The 21,806-nt window shown below is 55.3% G+C and carries 23 protein-coding genes, 1 tRNA gene and 1 other RNA gene; 5 read left to right on the top strand and 20 right to left on the bottom strand.

From position 1 onward, the window contains the following. Position 1: 1 nt before the first annotated feature. The 8 genes from A8710_RS03855 to rsmI all read right to left on the bottom strand — a co-directional run bounded on the left by A8710_RS03855 (position 2) and on the right by rsmI (position 7,926). Positions 2-1,357: a UDP-N-acetylmuramoyl-tripeptide--D-alanyl-D-alanine ligase gene (locus tag A8710_RS03855; protein ID WP_227512990.1), complete on the bottom strand. Its 1,356-nt coding sequence runs from the start codon at positions 1,355-1,357 to the stop codon at positions 2-4. After that, positions 1,354-2,826, bottom strand: a complete 1,473-nt coding sequence (locus A8710_RS03850; RefSeq protein WP_068858194.1) for a UDP-N-acetylmuramoyl-L-alanyl-D-glutamate--2,6-diaminopimelate ligase — start codon at positions 2,824-2,826, stop codon at positions 1,354-1,356. Before A8710_RS03850 ends, A8710_RS03855 begins: the two co-directional genes overlap by 4 nt. Further along, on the bottom strand, positions 2,827-4,593 hold the full coding sequence (locus A8710_RS03845) for a peptidoglycan D,D-transpeptidase FtsI family protein (RefSeq protein WP_068858193.1): 1,767 nt from the start codon (positions 4,591-4,593) through the stop codon (positions 2,827-2,829). Continuing rightward, entirely contained in the window at positions 4,590-4,901 is a 312-nt protein-coding gene (gene ftsL / locus A8710_RS03840; RefSeq protein WP_082968639.1) for a cell division protein FtsL, read from the bottom strand. Before ftsL ends, A8710_RS03845 begins: the two co-directional genes overlap by 4 nt. After that, positions 4,898-5,839 carry a 16S rRNA (cytosine(1402)-N(4))-methyltransferase RsmH gene (gene rsmH / locus A8710_RS03835; RefSeq protein ID WP_406609589.1) on the bottom strand — a complete coding sequence of 314 codons (942 nt, stop codon included), beginning with the start codon at positions 5,837-5,839 and terminating at the stop codon, positions 4,898-4,900. Before rsmH ends, ftsL begins: the two co-directional genes overlap by 4 nt. A 2-nt stretch (positions 5,840-5,841) precedes the next feature. Continuing rightward, entirely contained in the window at positions 5,842-6,297 is a 456-nt protein-coding gene (gene mraZ / locus A8710_RS03830) for a division/cell wall cluster transcriptional repressor MraZ (protein ID WP_068858191.1), read from the bottom strand. A 309-nt stretch (positions 6,298-6,606) separates the two neighbouring features. Next, an RNA gene (gene rnpB / locus A8710_RS03825) (RNase P RNA component class A) lies at positions 6,607-7,024 on the bottom strand. A 32-nt stretch (positions 7,025-7,056) separates the two neighbouring features. Beyond that, complete coding sequence (rsmI, locus tag A8710_RS03820; protein ID WP_068858190.1) at positions 7,057-7,926, bottom strand: 16S rRNA (cytidine(1402)-2'-O)-methyltransferase; 870 nt, start codon at positions 7,924-7,926, stop codon at positions 7,057-7,059. A 121-nt stretch (positions 7,927-8,047) separates the two neighbouring features. On the opposite strand from rsmI, the gene A8710_RS03815 reads away from it, so the two are divergent. Genes A8710_RS03815 through A8710_RS03805 form a run of 3 tightly spaced genes read left to right on the top strand, consistent with a single transcriptional unit; the run spans position 8,048 to position 9,626 of the window. Next, positions 8,048-8,437, top strand: coding sequence for a YraN family protein (locus tag A8710_RS03815; RefSeq protein ID WP_068858189.1), 390 nt, complete (start codon positions 8,048-8,050; stop codon positions 8,435-8,437). Between the two features lie 45 nt (positions 8,438-8,482). Further along, positions 8,483-9,040, top strand: coding sequence for a D-sedoheptulose-7-phosphate isomerase (locus tag A8710_RS03810; protein WP_157686273.1), 558 nt, complete (start codon positions 8,483-8,485; stop codon positions 9,038-9,040). Further along, entirely contained in the window at positions 9,033-9,626 is a 594-nt protein-coding gene (locus A8710_RS03805; protein WP_068858187.1) for a BON domain-containing protein, read from the top strand. Before A8710_RS03810 ends, A8710_RS03805 begins: the two co-directional genes overlap by 8 nt. Position 9,627: 1 nt before the next feature. Here the strand turns inward: A8710_RS03805 and A8710_RS03800 are convergent, their stop codons facing one another. From A8710_RS03800 to A8710_RS03750, 11 genes are all read right to left on the bottom strand, one after another. After that, complete coding sequence (locus A8710_RS03800; protein ID WP_319822948.1) at positions 9,628-10,032, bottom strand: ClpXP protease specificity-enhancing factor; 405 nt, start codon at positions 10,030-10,032, stop codon at positions 9,628-9,630. Between the two features lie 9 nt (positions 10,033-10,041). Next, positions 10,042-10,680 carry a glutathione S-transferase N-terminal domain-containing protein gene (locus tag A8710_RS03795; RefSeq protein ID WP_068858185.1) on the bottom strand — a complete coding sequence of 213 codons (639 nt, stop codon included), beginning with the start codon at positions 10,678-10,680 and terminating at the stop codon, positions 10,042-10,044. Positions 10,681-10,780: 100 nt separating this feature from the next. Further along, positions 10,781-11,449, bottom strand: a complete 669-nt coding sequence (locus tag A8710_RS03790; protein ID WP_068858184.1) for a cytochrome c1 — start codon at positions 11,447-11,449, stop codon at positions 10,781-10,783. After that, positions 11,449-12,657: a cytochrome b gene (locus A8710_RS03785; protein WP_068860553.1), complete on the bottom strand. Its 1,209-nt coding sequence runs from the start codon at positions 12,655-12,657 to the stop codon at positions 11,449-11,451. The genes A8710_RS03790 and A8710_RS03785 overlap by 1 nt, the downstream gene beginning before the upstream one ends. A gap of 23 nt (positions 12,658-12,680) precedes the next feature. Further along, a complete protein-coding gene (gene petA, locus A8710_RS03780) occupies positions 12,681-13,271 on the bottom strand; it encodes a ubiquinol-cytochrome c reductase iron-sulfur subunit (protein WP_068858183.1) in 591 nt (196 codons plus the stop codon). A gap of 217 nt (positions 13,272-13,488) precedes the next feature. Beyond that, a tRNA-Gln gene (locus tag A8710_RS03775) sits at positions 13,489-13,562 on the bottom strand. A 27-nt stretch (positions 13,563-13,589) separates the two neighbouring features. Further along, positions 13,590-13,976: a 30S ribosomal protein S9 gene (gene rpsI, locus A8710_RS03770; RefSeq protein WP_068858182.1), complete on the bottom strand. Its 387-nt coding sequence runs from the start codon at positions 13,974-13,976 to the stop codon at positions 13,590-13,592. 10 nt (positions 13,977-13,986) lie between these two features. Continuing rightward, positions 13,987-14,415, bottom strand: a complete 429-nt coding sequence (rplM, locus tag A8710_RS03765) for a 50S ribosomal protein L13 (protein ID WP_068858181.1) — start codon at positions 14,413-14,415, stop codon at positions 13,987-13,989. A gap of 154 nt (positions 14,416-14,569) precedes the next feature. Beyond that, positions 14,570-15,709 carry an acyl-CoA dehydrogenase family protein gene (locus A8710_RS03760; RefSeq protein ID WP_068858180.1) on the bottom strand — a complete coding sequence of 380 codons (1,140 nt, stop codon included), beginning with the start codon at positions 15,707-15,709 and terminating at the stop codon, positions 14,570-14,572. A 70-nt stretch (positions 15,710-15,779) separates the two neighbouring features. Further along, positions 15,780-16,877 (bottom strand): cell division protein ZapE, encoded by a 1,098-nt coding sequence (gene zapE, locus A8710_RS03755; protein ID WP_068858179.1) that lies wholly within the window; start codon positions 16,875-16,877, stop codon positions 15,780-15,782. A gap of 2 nt (positions 16,878-16,879) precedes the next feature. After that, entirely contained in the window at positions 16,880-17,602 is a 723-nt protein-coding gene (locus tag A8710_RS03750) for an alpha/beta hydrolase (RefSeq protein WP_198341615.1), read from the bottom strand. A gap of 112 nt (positions 17,603-17,714) precedes the next feature. Between A8710_RS03750 and A8710_RS03745 the strand changes: the two genes are divergently transcribed. Both A8710_RS03745 and A8710_RS03740 read left to right on the top strand, forming a co-directional pair. Further along, complete coding sequence (locus tag A8710_RS03745) at positions 17,715-18,161, top strand: YhcB family protein (RefSeq protein ID WP_068858178.1); 447 nt, start codon at positions 17,715-17,717, stop codon at positions 18,159-18,161. Between the two features lie 193 nt (positions 18,162-18,354). Continuing rightward, positions 18,355-20,970 (top strand): bifunctional aconitate hydratase 2/2-methylisocitrate dehydratase, encoded by a 2,616-nt coding sequence (locus A8710_RS03740; RefSeq protein ID WP_068858177.1) that lies wholly within the window; start codon positions 18,355-18,357, stop codon positions 20,968-20,970. Between the two features lie 217 nt (positions 20,971-21,187). Here A8710_RS03740 and A8710_RS03730 read toward each other — a convergent pair whose 3' ends face one another. Then, positions 21,188-21,802 carry a 3'-5' exonuclease gene (locus tag A8710_RS03730; protein ID WP_068858175.1) on the bottom strand — a complete coding sequence of 205 codons (615 nt, stop codon included), beginning with the start codon at positions 21,800-21,802 and terminating at the stop codon, positions 21,188-21,190. Between the last annotated feature and the right edge of the window lie 4 nt (positions 21,803-21,806).

Below are 21,806 nucleotides of genomic sequence, written 5' to 3'. Positions count from 1 at the left end.
GTCAGTGCACTCCTACTTCGCCCGTCAGGCCTTGCACAACGCGCTCCATACGTGCGCTGCGCGAGCCTTTCACGAGAATGGTCACCACGCCTTGCAGCTCAGCCTCCAAGGCTTTCAGCAACGCTTGGTGATCCGGAAACAGCTGTGCTTGGCTGCCAAAACCGGCGGCATAATGGGCGCTGTGCTGCCCCGTTGCATAAAGGGCGTCGATATTTTTCATAGCTGCATATTCTCCGACTTCAAGATGACCCGATGCCGTGGCATCGCCCAATTCCCCCATATCCCCAAGCACCAAGACATGACGACCCGGCAGGGCTGCCAACAGGTCAATCGCGGCCTTAACAGAGCTCGGGTTGGCGTTATAGCTATCGTCAATGACATAGCGTTGATGACCCAAGCTGTGCGGCACACTTCGACCAGCATAGGCTCGTGTCTTTTGCAGGCCTTCAACAATGCGTGCCAGACTGATGCCGCAGGCGTGTGCCAGCGAGGCTGCCGCCAACGCATTCATGACCTGATGACGACCCAGAATCTGTAACTGAACCGGCGAGCTCTGCGCCCCAATGTGCAGCGTGAAGGCAAACAGCGGCATGTCGCCGGCATGAATGTCGGTGGCATAGACATCGGCAATCGTGTGCTCCGAGAAGGTTTGCACGCGACGGCCTGCCAACTTTTCTAACCAATACGAGGCGAAGTCGTCATCGATATTGACGATGGCGATGCCGTCTGGCGTGAGGCCGTCGTAGATCTCACCTTTAGCTTTGGCAATGCCTGCACGGCTGCCAAAGCCTTCCAGATGGGCGGTACCAACGTTAATAATCACGGCGGCTTGGGGCTGAACCAAGCCAGAGGTGTAAGCAATTTCGCCGGCATGATTAGCGCCCAACTCAAACACGCCAAACTGATGCTCTTCGCGAATACGCAATAGTGTCAGCGGCACGCCGATGTCGTTATTGAGGTTGCCCAGAGTCGCCAGCGTTTCGCCCTGCTGTTCAAAAATGCGCGCGGTCATTTCTTTCGTCGAGGTCTTGCCGGCACTACCGGTCATGGCAACACGCACTAATTGCGGGAAACGCGCACGCCACGCAGCAGCTATCTCACCCAAGGCGCGGTGGCAATCGCTCACAATAATTTGGGGAATACCTGCATTGGGGTCCATGCGCGAGACCACAGCGGCAACGGCGCCTTTTTCAGCGGCCTGACACACCAAGGCATTGGCGTCGAAATTGGGCCCTGACAACGCAATAAACACATCATGGGTCTGCAGCGAACGGGTATCACTGGAAAAACTTCCGACATCCGCATCCAGGCCAATTAATTCGCCCGACACCACGCGTGCGATTTCAGACAGTCTCATGCTGCACTCCATTTGCTTAGCGCTAGCTGTACTTGCTCAACATCACTAAAGGGGTAACGCACACCCATCACTTCTTGATAGGTTTCATGGCCTTTTCCTGCCACCAGTACCACGTCATCGGCGGCTGCATGGGCAAGGGCATAGGCAATGGCCTGGGCGCGATCCACCATCACCACCGCCGCACGACCCTGAAGGCCTTGCTGAATATCGTGAAGAATGGATTCCGGCGCCTCTTCACGGGGGTTGTCCGTGGTCAGCACCAACGTATCGGCGAGCTCAGCCGCAATACGGCCCATGTCCACTCGCTTACCGGTGTCACGACCGCCGCCACAGCCGAATACACACCAGAGCTTGCCCGCGGTGTGTTCGCGCGCGGCTTTGAGCGCTTGCTCTAAGGCATCGGGGGTATGGGCGTAATCCACAACCGCCAAAGGCGAGTTACCTTGACGAAGACACTGCATGCGCCCCGCGACGGGTGGCACGGATGCCAGTGCATCTGCGGCCGCTTTCAGGTCATAGCCCAGTGTCAGCAAGCCTGCCAACACGGCGAGTAGGTTGCTCGCATTGAAACGGCCGAGAAGCGGGCTGTGAAGACTCACCGACACATGGCCGTAGCGCACTTGCATCCGCAGACCGTCCAGCGAAGGCGCTACTTGCTCAGCAACCACATCGGCAGCGCTGGTGGCGTTCAAGCTGTAGCGCAAGCATTGCACGTCGGCAGCGAGTTGCTGGCGATAAAGCTCACCCTGCGGGTCATCGGCATTTATGACGGCTGCACGCAGGCCAGGCCAGGAAAACAAACGTCCCTTAGCCGCTGCGTAGCTCGCCATGTCGCCGTGATAGTCCAGATGATCACGCGTTAAATTCGTAAACAGCGCGGTATGGATGGGAGTGCCCACCATTCGACCCTGCTCTAAACCGTGCGAGCTCGCCTCCATTGCAACCAGCTCAGCACCGCGATCACGGAACTCTGCAAGTAGGCGCTGGAGTTGCAGCGGGTCCGGCGTGGTGAATTGCGATGCCGCTAGCTCACCATAGAAGCCATTGCCCAGCGTACCAATCACTGCACTACGACGACCCAGCTGAAGAGCCGCGCCTGCCATTAAGTTAGCAATACTGGTTTTACCGTTGGTGCCGGTGACGGCCATAACGGTCATCTCAGCCGCTGGCTGATCATAGAAACGCGCAGCAAAATGGCCTAATTGCTGCGTCAGCTCCGGCACCACTAAAACGGGCACGCCGGCCTGCTCAGCATGAACCAGCCACTCCCCACCTGCTTCCACCAGAATGGCTCCGGCACCTGCAGCCAAGGCTGCCGGCACATGGCTACGCGCATCGTGGTGCAAACCTGCTAGGGCTACAAAAACTGCACCCGGCTTAACCAAACGAGAATCTGAGACCAGCGAGGGCACAGGCACATCAGCCCACTCAGCCGGTACATCCCACCAAATTTGCGCCAGCGTTTTCATTTAGCCCTCCCGCCCTGGGCGAGCCCACGTTGATGGGTGAGGGTAACGATGCTGCTCCGCTAAGCGCTCCGCACTGCGGTCAGGCTCAATATTCATTAGTCGCAACGTGTCCGACATCATGCGCGAGAAAACCGGTGCTGCTGCAAGGCCACCGTAGTAACCGCCTTTACGGGGGTTATCAATAATCACTGCGGTTACCACGCGAGGCGCACTGGCGGGAGCCAAACCAACAAACAATGACATGTAAGCATCGCTGGCATATCCTCCCGCTTGCGCTTTGTGCGCAGTGCCCGTTTTACCCGCAACACGATAGCCTGGAACCGCTGCGCGCAGGGCTGTACCTTCTTGAGTAACCACGGTCTCCATCATCGGAATCAGTGCACGTGCAATCTTCTCATCCATGATGCGCTTGCCCGCGACCGGGCCGTTGACCTTGGTAAAGCTCACCGGGCGTTGAATGCCGCCACTCGCGATAACCGCATAAGCTTGAGCCAACTGCAACGCCGTGACTGTGACGCCGTAGCCATAAGACATGGTCGCCACTTCCACGGGATTCCAACGACTTTGTGGCTGCATGCTGCCGGCGCTTTCTCCAGGAAAGCCGCTGCCGGTGTTACGCCCAAAGCCCAGGCGACGATGCAACAGCGGCAAGGTATCGCGGGGCAGCGCCATTGCAATTTGTGCAGACGCCACGTTGCTGGACTTGGTGAGCAACGTCGACATGTCAATCACCCCGTAATTCTCATGATCCCGAATTAACTTATTCAACACCTTGTAGGTGCCGGGATGAGTATTGAAGTGACTATGCGTTGAATACTTGCCACTCTCTAGCGCAGCCACCACAGTGAATGGCTTGAGGGTTGAGCCCGGCTCAAACTGATCGGTAACCGCACGATTACGCAGGGCATTAACGGTCAATTGCTTACGGTTATTCGGGTTATAGGAGGGCATATTCGCCATGGCCAATACCTCCCCTGTATCCACATCCAGAGACACCAATGCGCCAGCGGATGCATTGTGCTCAGCGACACCTCGAGCCAGCTCCCGATACGCCGCATATTGAACGCGGGTATCAAAGCTCAATGTAATGTTTTTACCGGGATGGGCCGCCTTAATAAGTGCCACATCTTGCACACGGTGCCCTTTGAGATCCTTCACGACTCGCTTAGCGCCAGTCTGACCCGACAGCAGATCATTGAACGCCATCTCAAGACCTTCTTTGCCTTGGTCATCGAGGTCTGTGAAGCCAATCATGTGCGCCGTTACGTCTGCCTCAGGATAGAAACGACGATATTCCGTCATGCCATACACACCTGGCATATCTTTGGCCAGAATCAGCTCGGCGGCCGCAGGCGATAAATGCCGCTTGGCATACATAAAGCCTTTGCGCGCATTGCGCTTCACGCGCGCAACTAAGGAGCCCGCAGGCAGCGCCAAATCGCGCTCCAAATCGGCAATCGACGCATTCGCTGCCAAGGCTTGGCGTGGATTAATCCAAATAGACACCACGGGTGTGCTGACCGCCAGCGGCGCCCCGTTACGATCCAAAATCATGCCGCGCATGGCCATAACAGGCTCAATACGCAGGGATCGCGCATCGCCCTGCTTACGCAAAAACTCACTGTCTACCACGGTTAAATACACGGCACGCGTAACCAAGCCCGCAAACAAAAACAGCAAGGCGCCGCCCAAGAAGAAATGACGATGGCGGAACTGCAATGCAGTGCCGCCCGTGGTGGTGTTCTTCTTGAGAGGAATTTGTGTCATGGCCGCACCATCATGACTTCATGGGGCGCGGGGGTACGCATGCCTAATTCATCGGTAGCGACTTTACCAATACGACCATAAGCGCCCCAAGCTTGCTGCTCCAGTAATAGCTGACCCCACTCCACTTCCAGGTGATCTCGCTCTACTTGCAAGGTTTGCAATTGGTTGAGATAGACGCGGGATTTATGAACGCTGTAAGCAACGCCCAGTGACGCAGCAATCAGGGCCATCAAAATGGCGGCAACTTGGCGCATTTCGGGCTGCACAATCATGCGAGCCATTGCGCTTAAGCGTGTGGACCACATCATGAGAACACCTGCAAGCGCTCAGCCACGCGCAAATGCGCACTGCGCGCACGCGGGTTCATGGCCACTTCACTCGGGCTTGGCTCAATGGCTTTGCCGATCTTTTTAAGGCCAGGCTTCATCTGCTGCCAGGTCACTGGCAGGCCCGGCGGAAAGTCATCGCCCTTGACCTCACGGTTAATGAATTGTTTAACCATGCGATCTTCTAAAGAGTGAAAGCTAATGACCGCTAAGCGCCCGCCGGGAGCCAATACCGCCAAGCTTTGCTCGAGAAAATCTTCTAAATCGCCGAGCTCACGATTGACCGCAATGCGAATAGCCTGAAAGCTGCGCGTTGCTGGATTTTTATGCTTTTCCCACGCTGGGTGCGCGACGGCAACAATGTCCGCCAGCTGCTTGGTGCGAGTAATGGGAGCCTGGCCGCGCGCCGTCACAATCGCACGCGCAATACGCTTGGCAAAACGCTCTTCACCATAGGTCTTCAGCACATCAGCCAAGTCGGCCTCACTCACCGTCGCCAGCCAATCAGCTGCACTCTGACCACGCGTGGTATCCATACGCATATCCAGCGGGCCATCATTCATAAAGCTGAAGCCACGCTCAGCGTCATCAATCTGTGGGGAAGACACGCCCAAGTCAGCTAAAACGCCAGTGACCTGCCCCAGCAAGCCAAGACCCGCCACATGCGACTTCATGCTCGCAAAAGAATCATGAACGATACTGAAACGAGGGTCCGCCTTAGCCAGCGCCTCTCCCGTCTCGATAGCTTTGGGGTCTTTATCAAACGCAATGACACGAGCCGTTGGGCTCAATGCCGCCAACAACTTGCGTGTATGACCACCACGGCCGAACGTGGCATCGATATAGCAGCCAGAAGTCTGCGTCAGCACCGCATCCACGGTTTCATCACACAGTACGGTGAGATGCTGGAAGTCAGTCATGGTCAGAGCGCCAGAGTGTCGATGGCTTGCGCCAATTCAGCCGCAGAGAAATCTGCATTCAGCAGCTCGGCCTGCAGCGCATCCCAAGCGGGCTTGTGCCAAATTTCACACTTCTTACCTTGGCCAGCGACAACGACCGCTTTATCTAAGTGCGCGAACTGGCGCAGCTCAGGGCTCACCAAGAATCGACCCGCACTGTCCAGCGTGACTTCGGTGGCATAACCCAAAATGCGGCGCTTTAACTGAGTCATCGCCACGCTGGACGTTGGCAAGGCGTTGAAGCGCAGCTCAATCTGTTCCCACTCGGTTAGCGGGTAAAGCACAAGGCAAGATTCACGAATATCCACGGTCAGCACGAACTTGCCCTGACTTTCAGTCATGACGCGGTCGTGGTAGCGCGTCGGCAAGCCGATGCGTCCCTTTGCGTCCATAGTCAGTTCGTCATAACCACGAAACATGCGTTTTTCTTCCTAGAGCGGGTGATTATTTGAAATAAAAACCACAAACCCACACTTTTCCCCACTCTGCGGGCAAATATAGAGAGCGCCCCCTAATCCGTCAACATCAAAGGGCGGTGGTTATAAGCGGTATTTATCTTATTTAAATCAAGAACTTATTGAATTCACATCAAATAGACCAAGGAGTCGTAGGTCATTAAAATCAATTACTTACGAAACTATCTTGCAGAATATTTTAGGTTATCAGAAGCGCTAGAATTTTTTGCTATAAGTGAATTAGTCGTACAAACCTTACACGCAAAGAGATTAGGTCGGAGTCGGCCTGTAAGCCGGGTTCTGTCGTGGACGATCATTCCTCTAGGCCCATCGTCGCCGATGGGCTCGAGCAACCTACCCGTGTCCCGCGCGGGCCGCGCGTATGGACACCTATTTGGTCTTGCTTCAAGTGGGGTTTGCCGTACCGGTCTGTTACCAGACTCGTGGTGCGCTCTTACCGCACCGTTTCACCCTTACCACGCCCCACTCCGCCGCAAGCGGCGGTGTGGGGGCACTTTGTCGTCCTTGCGGACGACAAATGCACCCCACGATAGTGGAAGCGTTCGGCGGTCTGCTCTCTGTTGCACTTTCCGTCGGCTCACGCCGCCCAGGCGTTACCTGGCACTTTGCCCTATGAAGCCCGGACTTTCCTCCCCCCTGCAAGCAGGGCAGCGATCATCCAGCCGACTCCGGCGCGCAGCTTAAGGCTCAAGCCCCCTTAACTCAAGGCGAATCGCTTTCCTGCTTTAACTTAAGCGCCATATCGTAAAGTCCATTGCGCTTCAGCCCCATCAGTTCGGCTGCCAAGCCTGCAGCCTGCTTCACCGGAAGCTCACGCACTAACACTCGCAGAATAGCCTCCGCAGAGAGCGGACGCGTGTCTTCAGCATCACGCTCCGGCGCACCGGCTACCACCAAGACAATCTCGCCGCGCTGCTGATTACTGTCCGCCATCACCCAAGCCAATAGCTCAGCCAGAGTCGCACGCTTAATCGTCTCAAAGGTTTTGGTGATTTCTCGCGCCAGCGTTGCCAGGCGATCCGCGCCAAACGTAGCGACTAAGTCCTCCAAGGTCTCCACGATGCGATGCGGCGCCTCATACAAAATCAAGGTGGGTGTTGCCTCCGCCAATAGGCTCAGACGCGCGACTCGCGGCCCCTGACGACTGGGCAAAAAGCCCTCAAAATGAAATCGGTCAGATGCCAATCCAGCTACGCTTAATGCGGCAATCGCCGCACAAGGACCAGGAACAGGAGCCACGCGAATGCCCGCATCATGCGCAGCGGCGATGAGGCGATATCCGGGGTCGCTGATTAAGGGCGTACCCGCATCTGAAATTAATGCCAACGACTCTCCGGCTTGCAGCTTGGCAATCAGCCCCGGCACTCGATGCGCCTCGTTATGGTCATGAACAGCGGTGAGCGGCGTGCGCAAATCCAATTGATCGAAAAGTTTCGCTGAAGTCCGCGTATCTTCAGCCGCGACCTGATCGACTGCGGCCAATACAGCACGCCCACGAACACTCATGTCGCCTACATCGCCAATGGGGGTTGCCACCACATACAAGCAGCCCGGCTTAATCGTCACAGTCATGCTCACGGGCCTCCGTCAAAGTTGGCGCATTATCGCGGCATCGCGAGTCATCACCAAGACAAACTAGCGATATCTCCCCGGCTGAACTACAACTTAGCCAGACCATCACGGATGATGCCCAATGAAACCAGTGCCCCTAATTGCCAGCTCCCCCAGCCAAAAAGCGGGTCAATTCGCCGAAAACGCGGCACTCAACTTTCTACGGCAACAAGGCCATGAACTGATCGCGCACAATGTTTATTGTCGCCGTGGGGAAATCGACTTAATAACCTTGCATAATCGCTGGCTTGTTTTCACCGAAGTCCGCTGGCGCCGCCACAGCAACTTTGGTGGTGCGGCCGCCTCAATAACAGCGCAGAAACAACAGCGCATCATTGCGGCGGCGCGCTATTTTTTATGCCGAGAACCGCACTGGCAGCAATACCACCTGCGTTTTGATGTCATGCTTTTTGAAGGAATACCACCCACCTGGCAGCAACGGTGGATACAGGCTGCCTTTAACGCTTTTTAGAGAGTTCAGATGCAAGCTCAAATCACCCAGATGTGTCATGACAGCATGAATATGCTATCGCGCCTAGCTGAAGAGCAGGCTGAAGCGATATCCCAAGCCGCACTGGTTATGGTCGACGCCCTGATTCATGAGCGCAAAATTATCTGCTGCGGCAATGGTGCATCGGGCGCCAATGCCCAGTCCTTTGTCAGCAAAATGCTCAATCGATTTGAACATGAACGCCCCGCCCTGCCCGCCTTCGTGCTGGCACCCGACAGTGTGACGCTCAGCGCCCTTGCGCAAGATAATCGCCTGACCGAATCTTTTTCACGCCCATTTTTAGCATTTGCACAGCCAGGCGACGTCCTCATTGTGCTGTCCGCTACCGCTACCGCTGCGAATATTGTCTCGGTCGTGCAAGCAGCGCAGGAGCGCGGCTGCCCCGTAGTTGCCATTACTGGCGCCAATGGCGGTGAAGTGGCACGCCTGCTCACCTCTGGCGATGCACTCATTCAAATACCGGAACATCGCGCTTATCGGGTTCATGAAGCACAATTGTTTACATTGCACTGCTGTTGCGCGTTAATCGACACCTCACTTTTCGGAGATCCCGACCTTGCTTAATCTAAAACGCACCAGAACGTTTACAGCCCTAGCCCTCGCCACCACGGTTTTAGCTGGTTGCACCACCCTGGCTAAAGTCGGCGTAGGCCCAAGTGTTGCCGAGCCCGGGACGCGCACCACTTCCTCGCGCATCAATGACTTCACGCTGGCGCAGTCAGTTCGCGTCGATGTTTATAAGATGGTGCCTGCTGCCAAAGACGCTCGCATTGAAGTGGTTAGCTTCTACCAGTCCGTCCTTCTGGTCGGTGAAGTGCCCAATGCAGACATTAAGGCGCAAATTGGTGCCGTGGCAAAGCGTTATACCGATGTGAAGGTCGTGCACAACGAACTCAGCATTGGCCTGAATCGCTCAATCAGCGATCGCTTAGGTGATGACTTATTGGAACGCAAAGCCAACTTCAGCCTGCTATCAGCGGATGGCCTACGCAGCAGCCAGGCCACGGTAACCGCCATTAACGGCACACTTTATTTGATGGGCAAGTTAACGCAACGCGAAACCGATCGCGCCATCGTTCGCTTACAAGCACTGGATGGCGTGACTCGCATTGTCAAGATTGTGGATATTTTGCCTGATACCGCCAGCTGATTTATTTCACTACACGCAGACTGGGGCGTGGCTTAGTTTCCTTTTTAGGTAACTCAGCCGCCTTCACGTCAGCGGTTGGCGCCGAATCTGGCGTGTACTCATCCTCATCAAAGAATAAGCCGTCGCCATTTTCTCGCGCATAAATCCCCAAGACCGCACCGATGGGCACTTGAACCCACTGAGGCGAGCCCGCGAAGCGTGCTGAAAAAGTCACTTCATGATTGTTCAGCTGCAGCTCACGAACCGCAGACGGATTGATGTTCAACACGATCCGGCCGTCTTCAACAAATGCCTCAGGCACCTGCACTTGGGGCCACTGGGCATTGACCAATAAATACGGCGTCCAGCCTTGATCTAAAATCCATTCATTCAATGCCCGCACCAAGTAGGGACGCGTACCCTTCAACGACATCGCTTAGCCTCCGCGACGCATGTCTCGCTCGACATCCGTCAAGCTAGCCAAGAAGCCATCACGACGGAAGATACGATCCATGTAACGCAACATCGGGGCACAGGCTTTTTCGGGCAGATCAATGCCGAGAATCGGCAAACGCCACAGGATGGGCGCCAACATGCAATCCAGCAATGAGAACTCATCGCTCATAAAGAACGCTTTTTCTTGGAAAATCGGCGCAATGGTAATCAGGCTGTCACGCAAATCTTTACGCGCCTTCTGAATAACCAGCTCCTTGCCCTTACTTGTCAAGGCTGCATCCACCAAGGCGCACCAGTCGCGCTCGATACGATAGGCCAGCAGTCGAGCCTGAGCACGCGCCACAGGATAAACCGGCAATAAAGGCGGGTGCGGAAAACGCTCGTCGAGGTATTCCATCATGATCTTGGTTTCGTACAACGAGAGCTCACGATCCACGAGAACGGGAAGCTGGTTGTACGGATTCAAATCTGCTAAGTCCGCAGGGCGATTATTGTCTCGCACATTGATGACATCAACAGAAACACCTTTTTCCGCTAAAACAATGCGGACACGGTGACTGTAATGATCGGCAGCATCCGAATAAAACGTCATTGAGGCGCGACGCGCAGCGGTTGCCATGATGAAACCCTCCTAACAACAAAAAAGACAAAAGGGCGACGCCCGTTTAGACGTCCCCCTTTGTCAAAAGCCGACTGCACGGCATGTGCAGCCGACTAGCTTATTTGACGTCTTTCCAAAACTCTTTATTGAGCAAGTACACTGGCACCATCAGCAGCGCCAAGAACAACAGCACCCAAACACCCATGCTCTCACGTGTCACACGGCTAGGCTCAGCCATGTAAGTCATGAAATTGACCAGGTCGCCCACGGCCGCTTCAAACTCCTCTGGGCCTAACTGCTGCTCCAGCGGATCCAAAACGTGTGGCATACCTACGTCCTTGAAGACACGGTTGTTCACACCCCAAGGACGCTTGTCATCGGGATAGAAGTTCAACAGGTAGGTATAAACCCAATCGGGTGAGCGGAAACGTGTTTCCAAGGACAGGTCAGGTGGTGCATTACCGAACCACTTCGCCTGATCCTTTTGATTTACTTTGGGGTCAATCGGATCACCGATCTTGTCCGCCGCAAACATCATGTACTTCTCAACCAGCTTAGGCTCAATATCTAAGTCCTGAGCCATACGCTCATAACGAAGATACTTGGCGCTGTGGCAGCCCGAGCAGTAACTCAAAAAGAGTTGAGCACCGTGCTGCAGTGACTCCTTGTTGCGCAAGTCAACGGGAGCTTTTTCGCACTCATGCAACTCACCGCAACCGCCGCCACCCGAGGCCAAGACCCACGAGGGAGCGAAAACCAGACAAAGGGCAAGAATCAGCTTTTTCATCAGTGTGCTCCCCCTGTGACACGGTCAGGTACGGCTTTGACCGTCTCCATCGAGGTGTAGAACGGCATGAGTAAGAAGAACAAGAAGTAAATGATCGTCAGAATCTGCGAAATCATCGTTTTAATGGGGTCAGAAGGTACCGCACCCAGGTAACCCAGACCGATAAAGCTGACCACGAACAAGCCCAACCAGATCTTGCTCTGCGTACCCTTGTAGCGCATGGACTTGACTGGGCTCTTATCCAGCCAAGGCAACACAAACAGGATAGCAATGGCAGCGCCCATGGCAATCACACCACCAAGCTTCGACGGCACCGCACGCAAAATCGCGTAGTAAGGGGTGTAGTACCAAACCGGTGCAATGTGCTCGGGCGTTTTCAGGGGGTTCGCCGGCTCAAAGTTCGGACGCTCCAGGAAGTAGCCGCCACCGTCTGGGAAGAAAAACAAGACCGCGCTAAACGCTGCCAAGAACACCACAATGCCCACCAAATCATGAACGGTGTAGTAAGGGTGGAACGGCACGCCATCCAACGGGATGCCGTTTTCATCTTTCACTTTCTTGATGTCAACGCCGTCAGGGTTGTTGGAACCCACGTGATGCAGAGCGACCAAGTGCATAAACACCAGCGCCACTAGCACCAACGGAATCGCGACCACGTGCAGCGCGAAGAAGCGGTTCAGCGTAATACCCGAAATCAGGTAATCGCCACGCACCCAAGTCACCAGCTCTTCACCCACAACAGGTACAGCGCCAGCCAAGTTCAGAATAACCTGAGCACCCCAGTACGACATGTTGCCCCAAGGCAGCAGGTAGCCGAAGAAGCCTTCAGCCATCAGTGCCAAGTAGATGGCCATACCGAACAACCACACCAGCTCGCGTGGCTTTTTGTACGAACCGTAGAGCAAGCCACGGAACATGTGCAGATAAACCACCACAAAGAACGCCGACGCGCCCGTCGAGTGCATGTAGCGCAACAACCAACCGTATTCCACATCACGCATGATGTATTCGATGGAGTCAAATGCGCCTTCACCCGATGGGTTGTAGGACATCGTGAGCCAAATGCCGGTGACCAGCTGATTGACCAGCACGATCATGGACAGCACGCCGAAGAAGTACCAGAAGTTGAAGTTCTTCGGGGCGTAATACTTCGACATGTGATATTCGTAAGTTTCAGTCGCGGGGAAGCGCGCATCCACCCAGCCCATCAAGCTTTTGCCGATATTGGCCATTATGCTTTCTCCTCGCCAATGATCACGATTGCATCCGACTCATACATATGGGGCGGAACCACCAAGTTCGTCGGCGCAGGCACATTGTTAAAAACGCGACCGGCCAAATCAAAACGCGAGCCGTGGCAAGGGCAGAAGAAGCCGCCTTTCCAATCCGCGCCGAGATCGGCTGCAGCAACTTCAGGCCTAAACAACGGCGAGCAGCCCAAGTGCGTACAAATACCCGTCAGAATCAGAAACTCAGGCTTGATAGAGCGCACCGCATTGCGTGCGTACTCTGGCTGCTGCCCTTCTTCCGACGACGTAGGATCTTTCAGATCCGCATCATTTTTCGGAAGGTCAGCCAGCATTTGTGGCGTGCGTCGCACAACCCAAACCGGCTTACCGCGCCACTCGAAGACCGCACGCTGGCCAACTTCAAGTTGGCTGATATCGGCCTTGACCGATGCCCCCGCGGCTTTTGCTTTGGCGCTTGGGTTCCAGGACTTTACAAAGGGAACCGCAGCCGCTGCGACGCCAACTGCGCCCATGGCTGCAGTGGCACCAATCAACAGGCGCCGGCGATCAACATTTACGCCGTCAGTACTCATTGACGCACTCTCCGAATCAGCTAATGGCCACCGAAAATGCACGCAAGACGGGCATTTCGGCTCTGCTTAGAAAACCGAGTAATGGTAATGAAATCACCTACCACTGACAAGGTAATTGATCGCCTGAAACAGCCGTATTGCATGGGGTTTGTCCGGATGAAATACAAACATCCTGAGAAACAAAAAAGCCCAAGACAAAGGTCTTGGGCTTTTAAATTGGCTGGGGAACTAGGATTCGAACCTAGACAGACGGTGTCAGAGACCGTAGTCCTACCGTTAGACGATTCCCCACTATTAGCCGCCCTAAGGCGGCCAATATTAACGCTTGGAGTACTGTGGACGCTTACGTGCTTTACGCAGGCCGAGCTTCTTACGCTCAACTTCACGGGCATCACGAGTCACGAAGCCAGCCTTACGCAGCGGCGACTTCAGCTCTTCGTTGTACTCAACCAGCGCACGGGTAATGCCGTGACGGATTGCGCCAGCTTGACCACCGATACCGCCGCCAGCGACAGTAACTTTGATGTCAAACTTGGTCAGCAGCTCAACCAACTCGAGTGGCTGACGAACAACCATACGCGCAGTTTCGCGACCAAAATAGGTATCCAGCGGACGGTCATTGACAACAATGTTGCCAGTGCCTGGGCTGATGAAAACGCGTGCAGTAGCTGTCTTACGACGGCCTGTTCCGTAATTTGTTGTCATAGCATTCAGCTCAGATGATCAGTTCTTTGGGCTGCTGTGCAGAATGCGGGTGCTCGGCGCCACCGTAAACCTTCAGCTTGCTCAGCATGTCGCGACCCAATGGGCCTTTTGGCAACATGCCACGGACAGCGATCTCGATTGGCGCAGCTGGCTTAGCAGCAATGAGCTTCTCGAAATTGACGCCCTTGATACCACCGGGGAAACCCGTGTGGTGCCAGTAAACTTTGGCGTGAGCCTTGTTGCCAGTAATAGCAACTTTAGCGGCATTCACAACTACGATGTAGTCGCCTGTATCAACGTGCGGAGTGAACTCCGGCTTGTGCTTGCCACGCAGGCGGCTTGCAATTTCGGTCGCTAAACGACCGAGAGTCTTGCCGTCTGCGTCAACGACGAACCAGTCGCGCTTAACGTCTGCGGGCTTGGCACTGAAAGTCTTCATGTCAACATGCCTTCATAAAAACAGAGTCCGCGACCCCTGAAAATCAGGCTGTCGCAATGAGGTCGCGAATAGTACCCAAGGTCTTCGACTTTGACAACGCCCAAGCGAATAAAAATTCTCGATTGGGCGCTTTAAGCACTCAGACGAGCCGCAATTAGATCAGTGTGCGAGCAATAATGCCCTTCATGATCTCATTGGTGCCACCGTAGATACGCTGTACGCGGCAATCTGCCCACATACGCGCAATCGGATACTCCCACATGTAACCATAGCCGCCAAAGAGCTGAACACATTCATCAGCCACTTCGAACTGCAGGTCGGTTACCCAGTATTTTGCCGCAGCTGCACTCTGAATATCCAGCTTCTTCTGCATATGCAGCTCAATACAACGGTCAACATAGGTCCGTGCCACTTCAATCTTGGTGTGGATCTCGGCTAACTTATACTGGGTGTTCTGGAAGTCGCCGACGCGCTTACCAAAGGCTTTACGCTCACGCACATAGTCTAGGGTCAGCTGCAACGCGCCCTCCATCTGCGCCACCGCGTTAACGGCAATGCCTAAACGCTCCTGGGGCAATTCCTGCATTAGATAGACAAAGCCCATGCCTTCGGCGCCAATTAAGTTGGCTTTGGGCACTTTAACGTCATTAAAAAACAGCTCAGAGGTGTCTTGAGCCTTCATCCCGACTTTGTGCAAGTTACGACCACGCTCAAAGCCAGGCATGCCGCGCTCGACCACAAACAGCGAAATGCCTTTGGCACCCTGCGAAGGGTCTGTTTTCGCAACCACAATAACGATGTCGGCCATCTGGCCATTGGTAATGAAGGTTTTCGACCCATTCAGCAAGTAGTGATCACCCTGATCAATCGCGGTCGTTTTCACTGCCTGCAAGTCAGACCCACCGCCCGGCTCTGTCATGGCGATGGCACCAATCAAGTCACCGCTAACCATTTTCGGTAGCAGGCGCAGTTTCATCTCTTCGTTGCCGTAATGCTCGATGTACGGCGCGACGATATCGGTATGCAGCCCCCAGCCAATGCCGCTCTGACCCATGCGTGCAATCTCTTCCATGACAATGATGGAGTAGAGATAGTCCGCTGCCGGCCCACCGTAAGCCTCTGGCAATGTAGGGCATAGAAACCCATTTTCGCCGGCTTTCAGCCATAGCTCTCGCGAAACCTGACCGTCTTCTTCCCACTGGGCGTGATGCGGAACGGACTCTTTCTCTAGGAACTTCCGCAACGTGTCACGAAAGCCTTCATGCTCGGGCGAAAACAGGGTGCGTGGAATCATGGTTCTTCTCCAAATAGTGGGTTGGCGTAGTACAAGGCCCGCGCCGCCGCTGTTTAGAGTCGGTAAAAACTCAAGGGCGGTGTTCGCGCGCCAAATAGTCTCGCGATTGCATTTCTTGCAGTCGACTTTGCGTGCGCTGGAACTCGAAACTCAACCGGCCTTCGCTGTAAAGCTGAAGAATGGGTAGCTCCGCAGACATAATCAGCTTCACACTTCGGTCGTAAAACTCGTCGACGAGATTGATGAAGCGGCGAGCAGCGTCATCATTGGACGCCCCCAGCGCCGGCACATCTGCCAACACAACCGAGTGATATTCGCGCGCAATCTCAATGTAATCGTGAGCGCTTCGGGGCTTTTCGCACAGCTCCGAAAAACGACACATGAGCACATCGTCGGTGCGGGACATAACCTCGACCGAGCGGTCATTAATGTCAATAGGACTTTGCACAATCTGCTGGCCAATTGTGATTTCGCGAAACGATTTCGCTAAAGACAGTGTTGCCGCATCCCCCAGTGGCGAGTGATACAACTCCGCCTGCTCCAACACTCTCAAGCGATAGTCCACACCAGAGTCAACATTTAAGACACGACAGAACTGTTTAACCATGGCGATAGTCGGCAAAAATCGTTGCCGCTGCAGGCCATTCTCATAAAGACGATCCGGCACAATGTTGGACGTTGCCACCAAGGTCACCCCCCGAGCAAACAACGCCTCAAACAACCCGCCGAGTATCATGGCATCGGCAATATCGGTGACAAAAAACTCATCAAAGCAGATCACCACCGCTTCGTCATGTATACGCTCGGCAACAACCGTTAAGGGGTTTTTTGTGCCTTGCAGGGCCGCCAAATCTTTATGCACACGCTGCATAAAGCGATGAAAGTGCACGCGCATCTTTCGGCGAAACGGAATTTGCTCATAAAACAAATCCATGAGGTAGGTTTTACCCCGCCCCACCCCGCCCCACAGATACAAGCCTTGAGCCGGGACTTTCTGCCGCTTAATTTCTCGCAAGCGCGCCGGGCCACGGACTTTTTTAGCCACGTCAAAACGCTGCTGCAGCGCCGCATGAACCTCAGTCAATGCAATCACTGCTTCCGACTGCGCCGGATCAAATTGAAACTGACCACTCGCGATATCGCGCTCGTAACACTGCAATGGCGTCATGCTTAACGTTGCTCTTCACTGGCATTCATCAATTTTTCGCAGACTCGTTGAGCCCACCCCTTTAATACCGCCAACTGACCGTGGAAAAAGTGGCCCGCCCCTGGCACGGTAGTGATTCTGACACCCGCACCTGCTGCAAGCAGCCATTGCGCGATCGCCTGCGGATCGACCACTTCATCTGCATCACCGTAGATCACTTCCGTACCCTCGACGAGGGACGCTGCCGACAAGTCGAAGCGCGTGACCGGCGGCGCAACCAAACAGAGTCGTGGAAGCGGTGGCGGCTCAACCGTGCTATTCGACGCCAATGCGGTGTGCACACGCAACGCCACAAAAGCACCAAAGGAGAATCCCGCCAACAGTCGCCAGGGCAATTGAAATTGCTGCTGTGCCCAGCGCATCACCACCAAGGCATCGTCCTGCTCACCCTGCCCGTGATCAAACTGACCCGTGCTAGCCCCAACGCCGCGAAAGTTAAATCGAATGGCCATTAAACGTTGATCACGGAACGTGCGCGCAAGCGTGGTGACAACTTTATTTTCAAACGTTCCGCCCATTAAGGGATGTGGGTGACACACCAAGGCCAAACCGACCGCTTGAACACTCGGTACGTGGATCGCCAACTCAATCACAGACGTAGCGGTTGTTAACAGCAGGTGATGCTCACCGGCCGCCAAAGTGGCTGGCAATAACGATTGTGACGAAACAACAATGGCCTCGGCCATGAGCACTCCTGTACGCTGCACTTTCAAACGAGTGGTGGCAGATGGTATAGATAGTGCCTAGCCGCGCCAATGCCAATTAGGTTTGAGCACGGCTGTTCAGGAGAAGCGTAAGATGGGTGTTTTGGTCTATTTGCTGATTTTTATCTTAGGTGCAGCGGCGGGCGTCGTATTCACGAAACGCCAAGCGCCTGATCGCCGAGTTCAAGAGCTCGAAATGCTGCTGCAAGACTTGCAAGCGCGCCATGATCGCTATCAGAGCGATGTTAGTGACCATTTCAGCGAAACCGCCGAACTCGTTAATGAACTGACGCAGCGCTATCGGGAAGTGCACCAGCACTTAATTCAAGGGGCACAATTACTGTGCGATGACCCGAAACGAAGCAAAGACTCAAATCCAGCGAACGCATTTACCAGCATCAGTACGCCCGAAGCTCGCGAACCCCACACTTATGATCAGTATGCGGACAGCGAACTGATCGGCTACGAGCCCCCCCGCGACTACGCAACCAAAAGCCCGCAAGATAAGGGCACGCTGGATGAGCGCTTCGGCTTTAAATAAGCCGATTTACTGGTCGCTGTTCATTTGAGACTAACGGATGCTGTTGCAAAGGATGAACAGCCTTACTTTTAGCAGGTCTTTCCGCTACACTTTTCAACCGAATTTCGTGCTTTCCCCAATTGGCATGCCGTGTGCTTCGGTGACGGCAGCCCATTGGGGCAGCATTCCGCCGCCCCCGTAGAGGACACACCCCGTGCTCGAAGCCTACCGTCAACATGTTGCCGAACGCGCCGCTCTCGGCGTTCCCCCGAAGCCCCTGGATGAAGCCCAGGTTGCCTCGCTGGTTGAATTACTGAAAAACCCGCCTAAGGGCGAAGAAGCATTCCTCGTTGATTTGCTCGAAAATCGCATTCCGCCAGGCGTGGACCAAGCCGCTTATGTAAAAGCTGCATTCTTGGCTGCCGTCACGAAAGGCGAAGCCAGTTCCCCGCTAGTGACCAAAGAGCGCGCGACCTACCTGCTCGGCACCATGCTCGGCGGCTACAACGTCGAGCCGCTGGTTGCAGCTTTAGATGATGCAGCCCTCGCCGCTACCGCCGCTGAAGCCCTGAAGAAAACATTACTGGTATTTGACGCCTTCCACGACGTGGAAGAAAAAGCCAAGGGCGGCAACGCTTATGCCAAGGCCGTCATCCAGTCTTGGGCCGATGCCGAATGGTTCACCAGCCGTCCGGAAGTTGCTCGCGAAATCAAGGTCACGGTGTTCAAAGTCACCGGCGAAACCAACACGGACGATTTGTCGCCAGCCCAAGATGCGTGGAGCCGTCCAGACATTCCACTGCATGCTAACGCCATGCTGAAGAATGCCCGCGAAGGCATCGTTCCCGCTAAGCAGGGTGAAGTCGGTCCGCTCAAGCTGATCGAAGAACTCAAGGCCAAGGGCAACATTGTTGCCTATGTCGGCGATGTGGTCGGCACCGGCTCCAGCCGTAAGTCCGCCACCAACTCGGTGCTGTGGTTCACTGGCGACGACCTGCCGCACATCCCGAACAAGCGTGACGGTGGTGTTTGCATCGGCTCCAAAATCGCCCCCATCTTCTTCAACACCATGGAAGATGCTGGCGCACTGCCGATTGAGCTCGATGTTGGCCAGATGAACATGGGCGATGAAATTGTCCTGCACATCAACCACGAATCCGCCGAAGTTACCGCCACCAAGAACGGCGCCGAAATTGCTAAGGCTCCGCTGAAGACGCCCGTACTGCTCGACGAAGTACGTGCCGGTGGCCGTATCAACTTGATCATTGGCCGTGGCCTGACTAAGAAAGCTCGTGAAGCGCTGGGTCTGGCACCCTCTACTCTGTTCCGTACACCGGTTCAACCTGCAGACACAGGCAAAGGTTTCACCCAGGCTCAGAAAATGGTCGGCCGCGCCTGCGGTCTGCCTGAAGGCCAAGGTGTGCGTCCCGGCACCTACTGCGAACCGCACATGACCACCGTCGGCTCCCAGGACACCACCGGCCCGATGACCCGCGACGAGCTGAAAGACTTGGCTTGCTTGGGCTTCTCTGCCGACCTCGTCATGCAGTCGTTCTGCCACACTGCCGCTTATCCAAAGCCCGTCGACGTGAAGACTCACCACACGCTGCCGGACTTCATCATGAACCGTGGCGGGGTTTCGCTGCGTCCCGGTGACGGCATCATCCACTCCTGGCTGAACCGCATGCTGCTGCCGGACACCGTCGGCACCGGCGGCGATTCGCACACCCGTTTCCCGATCGGCATTTCCTTCCCAGCCGGTTCTGGCTTGGTCGCTTTCGCCGCTGCCACCGGTGTCATGCCGCTGGACATGCCGGAATCGGTACTGGTTCGCTTCAAGGGCAAGATGCAGCCTGGCATCACCCTGCGTGACCTCGTGCATGCCATTCCCTACGCGGCCATCCAGCGTGGCGAACTGACCATCGAGAAGAAGGGCAAGAAGAACGTCTTCAACGGTCGCATCCTGGAAATCGAAGGTCTGGAAGATCTGACTGTTGAACAGGCGTTCGAACTGTCCGATGCCTCGGCTGAGCGTTCCGCCGCCGGTTGCTCGATCACCCTGAGCGAGAAGTCGGTTGCCGAGTACCTGACCTCGAACATCACCATGCTGAAGTGGATGATCTCGAACGGCTACGGCGATGCTCGCACCATGGCTCGTCGTATTGTTGCCATGGAGAAGTGGCTGGCCAACCCATCGTTGTTGCGCGCTGACAAAGATGCCGAATACGCCACCATCTATGAGATCGATCTGAACGAGATCAAAGAACCGATCCTGTGCTGCCCGAACGATCCAGACGATGCCAAGCCACTGTCGCAAGTCGCTGGCGCCAAGATCGATGAAGTGTTTATCGGCTCGTGTATGACCAACATCGGTCACTTCCGTGCTGCCGGCAAACTGCTCGACAAGGTGGAAGGCGGTTCGCTCGCTACCCGCCTGTGGCTGGCTCCGCCGACCCGCATGGATGAGCACCAGCTCATGGAAGAAGGCTATTACAACATCTACGGCCGTGCCGGTGCCCGCACCGAAATGCCGGGCTGCTCGCTGTGCATGGGTAACCAAGCTCGCGTCGCGCCGAACACTACCTGCGTTTCCACGTCGACCCGCAACTTCCCGAACCGTCTCGGTCAGGGCGCTGATGTTTATCTGGCCTCGGCTGAGCTCGCCTCGGTTGCCGCGGTGATGGGCAAACTGCCAACCGTAGCCGAGTACATGGAGTACGCAGGCAAGCTCGATGCCATGTCTGCCGACATCTACCGTTACTTGAACTTCGATAAGATGAGCGAGTACACGGATCAGGCCGACAAGATCAACATGGCTCAATTGACCTGATCTCGTTGAACTGATGCGCGAAAAGCCCGGACTTGTTCCGGGCTTTTTTATGCGCTTTAACGACGGTCTGGCGCTGAGGGGGAATGGTGCTGGAAAACGCTGTGAACCCATCCCTGAGCGCTCTTCTCGGCATCCATGCCTCGAACGTTTCCTGCACCATTCCCCCTCAGCGCCAGACCTGCTTCAGTGCATAAATAGCTCGGCGAGCCCGCAGCTGTCAGACATGTGTTCGGGGTGAGCTAGGGGCGGACTTGAGTTGAGTTTTGACGGTTTTCTGGTAGGTGTTGAGGAAGCCGGGCTTGGTTTCAGCGCCTTGATATAATGCGGCCAGGTCGGCTTGCATGCGCAGAAATAAGTGCGCGGTCATGCTGGCATCCGCTAGAGCTCGGTGATGACGACCGTCGACAGGGATGTTGTGCAGGTCTACGAGGGTGGCGAGCTTGTGGTTGCTGGCCCAGGGATAGAGCCGGCGGGCGATGAGGACGGTGCAGAGAAATTCGTGCTGATGCGCTAGGTCTATTCGCGAAAGCTCATGCTGCCAGAATTTGCGGTCGAAGCTGGCGTTGTGGGCAACCAAGATGGCATCACCGACAAACTCAGCAATTTCAGCCATCACCCGCTCAGGCGCGGGTGCTCCGCGAATCATCATGGGCGTAATGCCGGTGAGCGAGGTAATGAATCGCGGCACGCGAACGCCGGGGTTCATCAGGCTCTGCCAGGAATCGACAATCTGGCCATCCTGCAGCAAGACGGCGGCCACTTCCAGGGCTCGGCCGCCTTGATCTGGCATGAGGCCGTTGGTTTCAAAATCGATGACGGCGTAGCGCGTCATGCGA

Origin of the sequence: Perlucidibaca aquatica (genome assembly GCF_001676655.1) — a bacterium.
In the GTDB taxonomy this organism is placed as follows: Bacteria; Pseudomonadota; Gammaproteobacteria; order Pseudomonadales; family Moraxellaceae; genus Perlucidibaca; species Perlucidibaca aquatica.
Note: the sequence above shows the minus strand (reverse complement) of the source record. Positions and strands in the feature narration are given on the sequence as shown.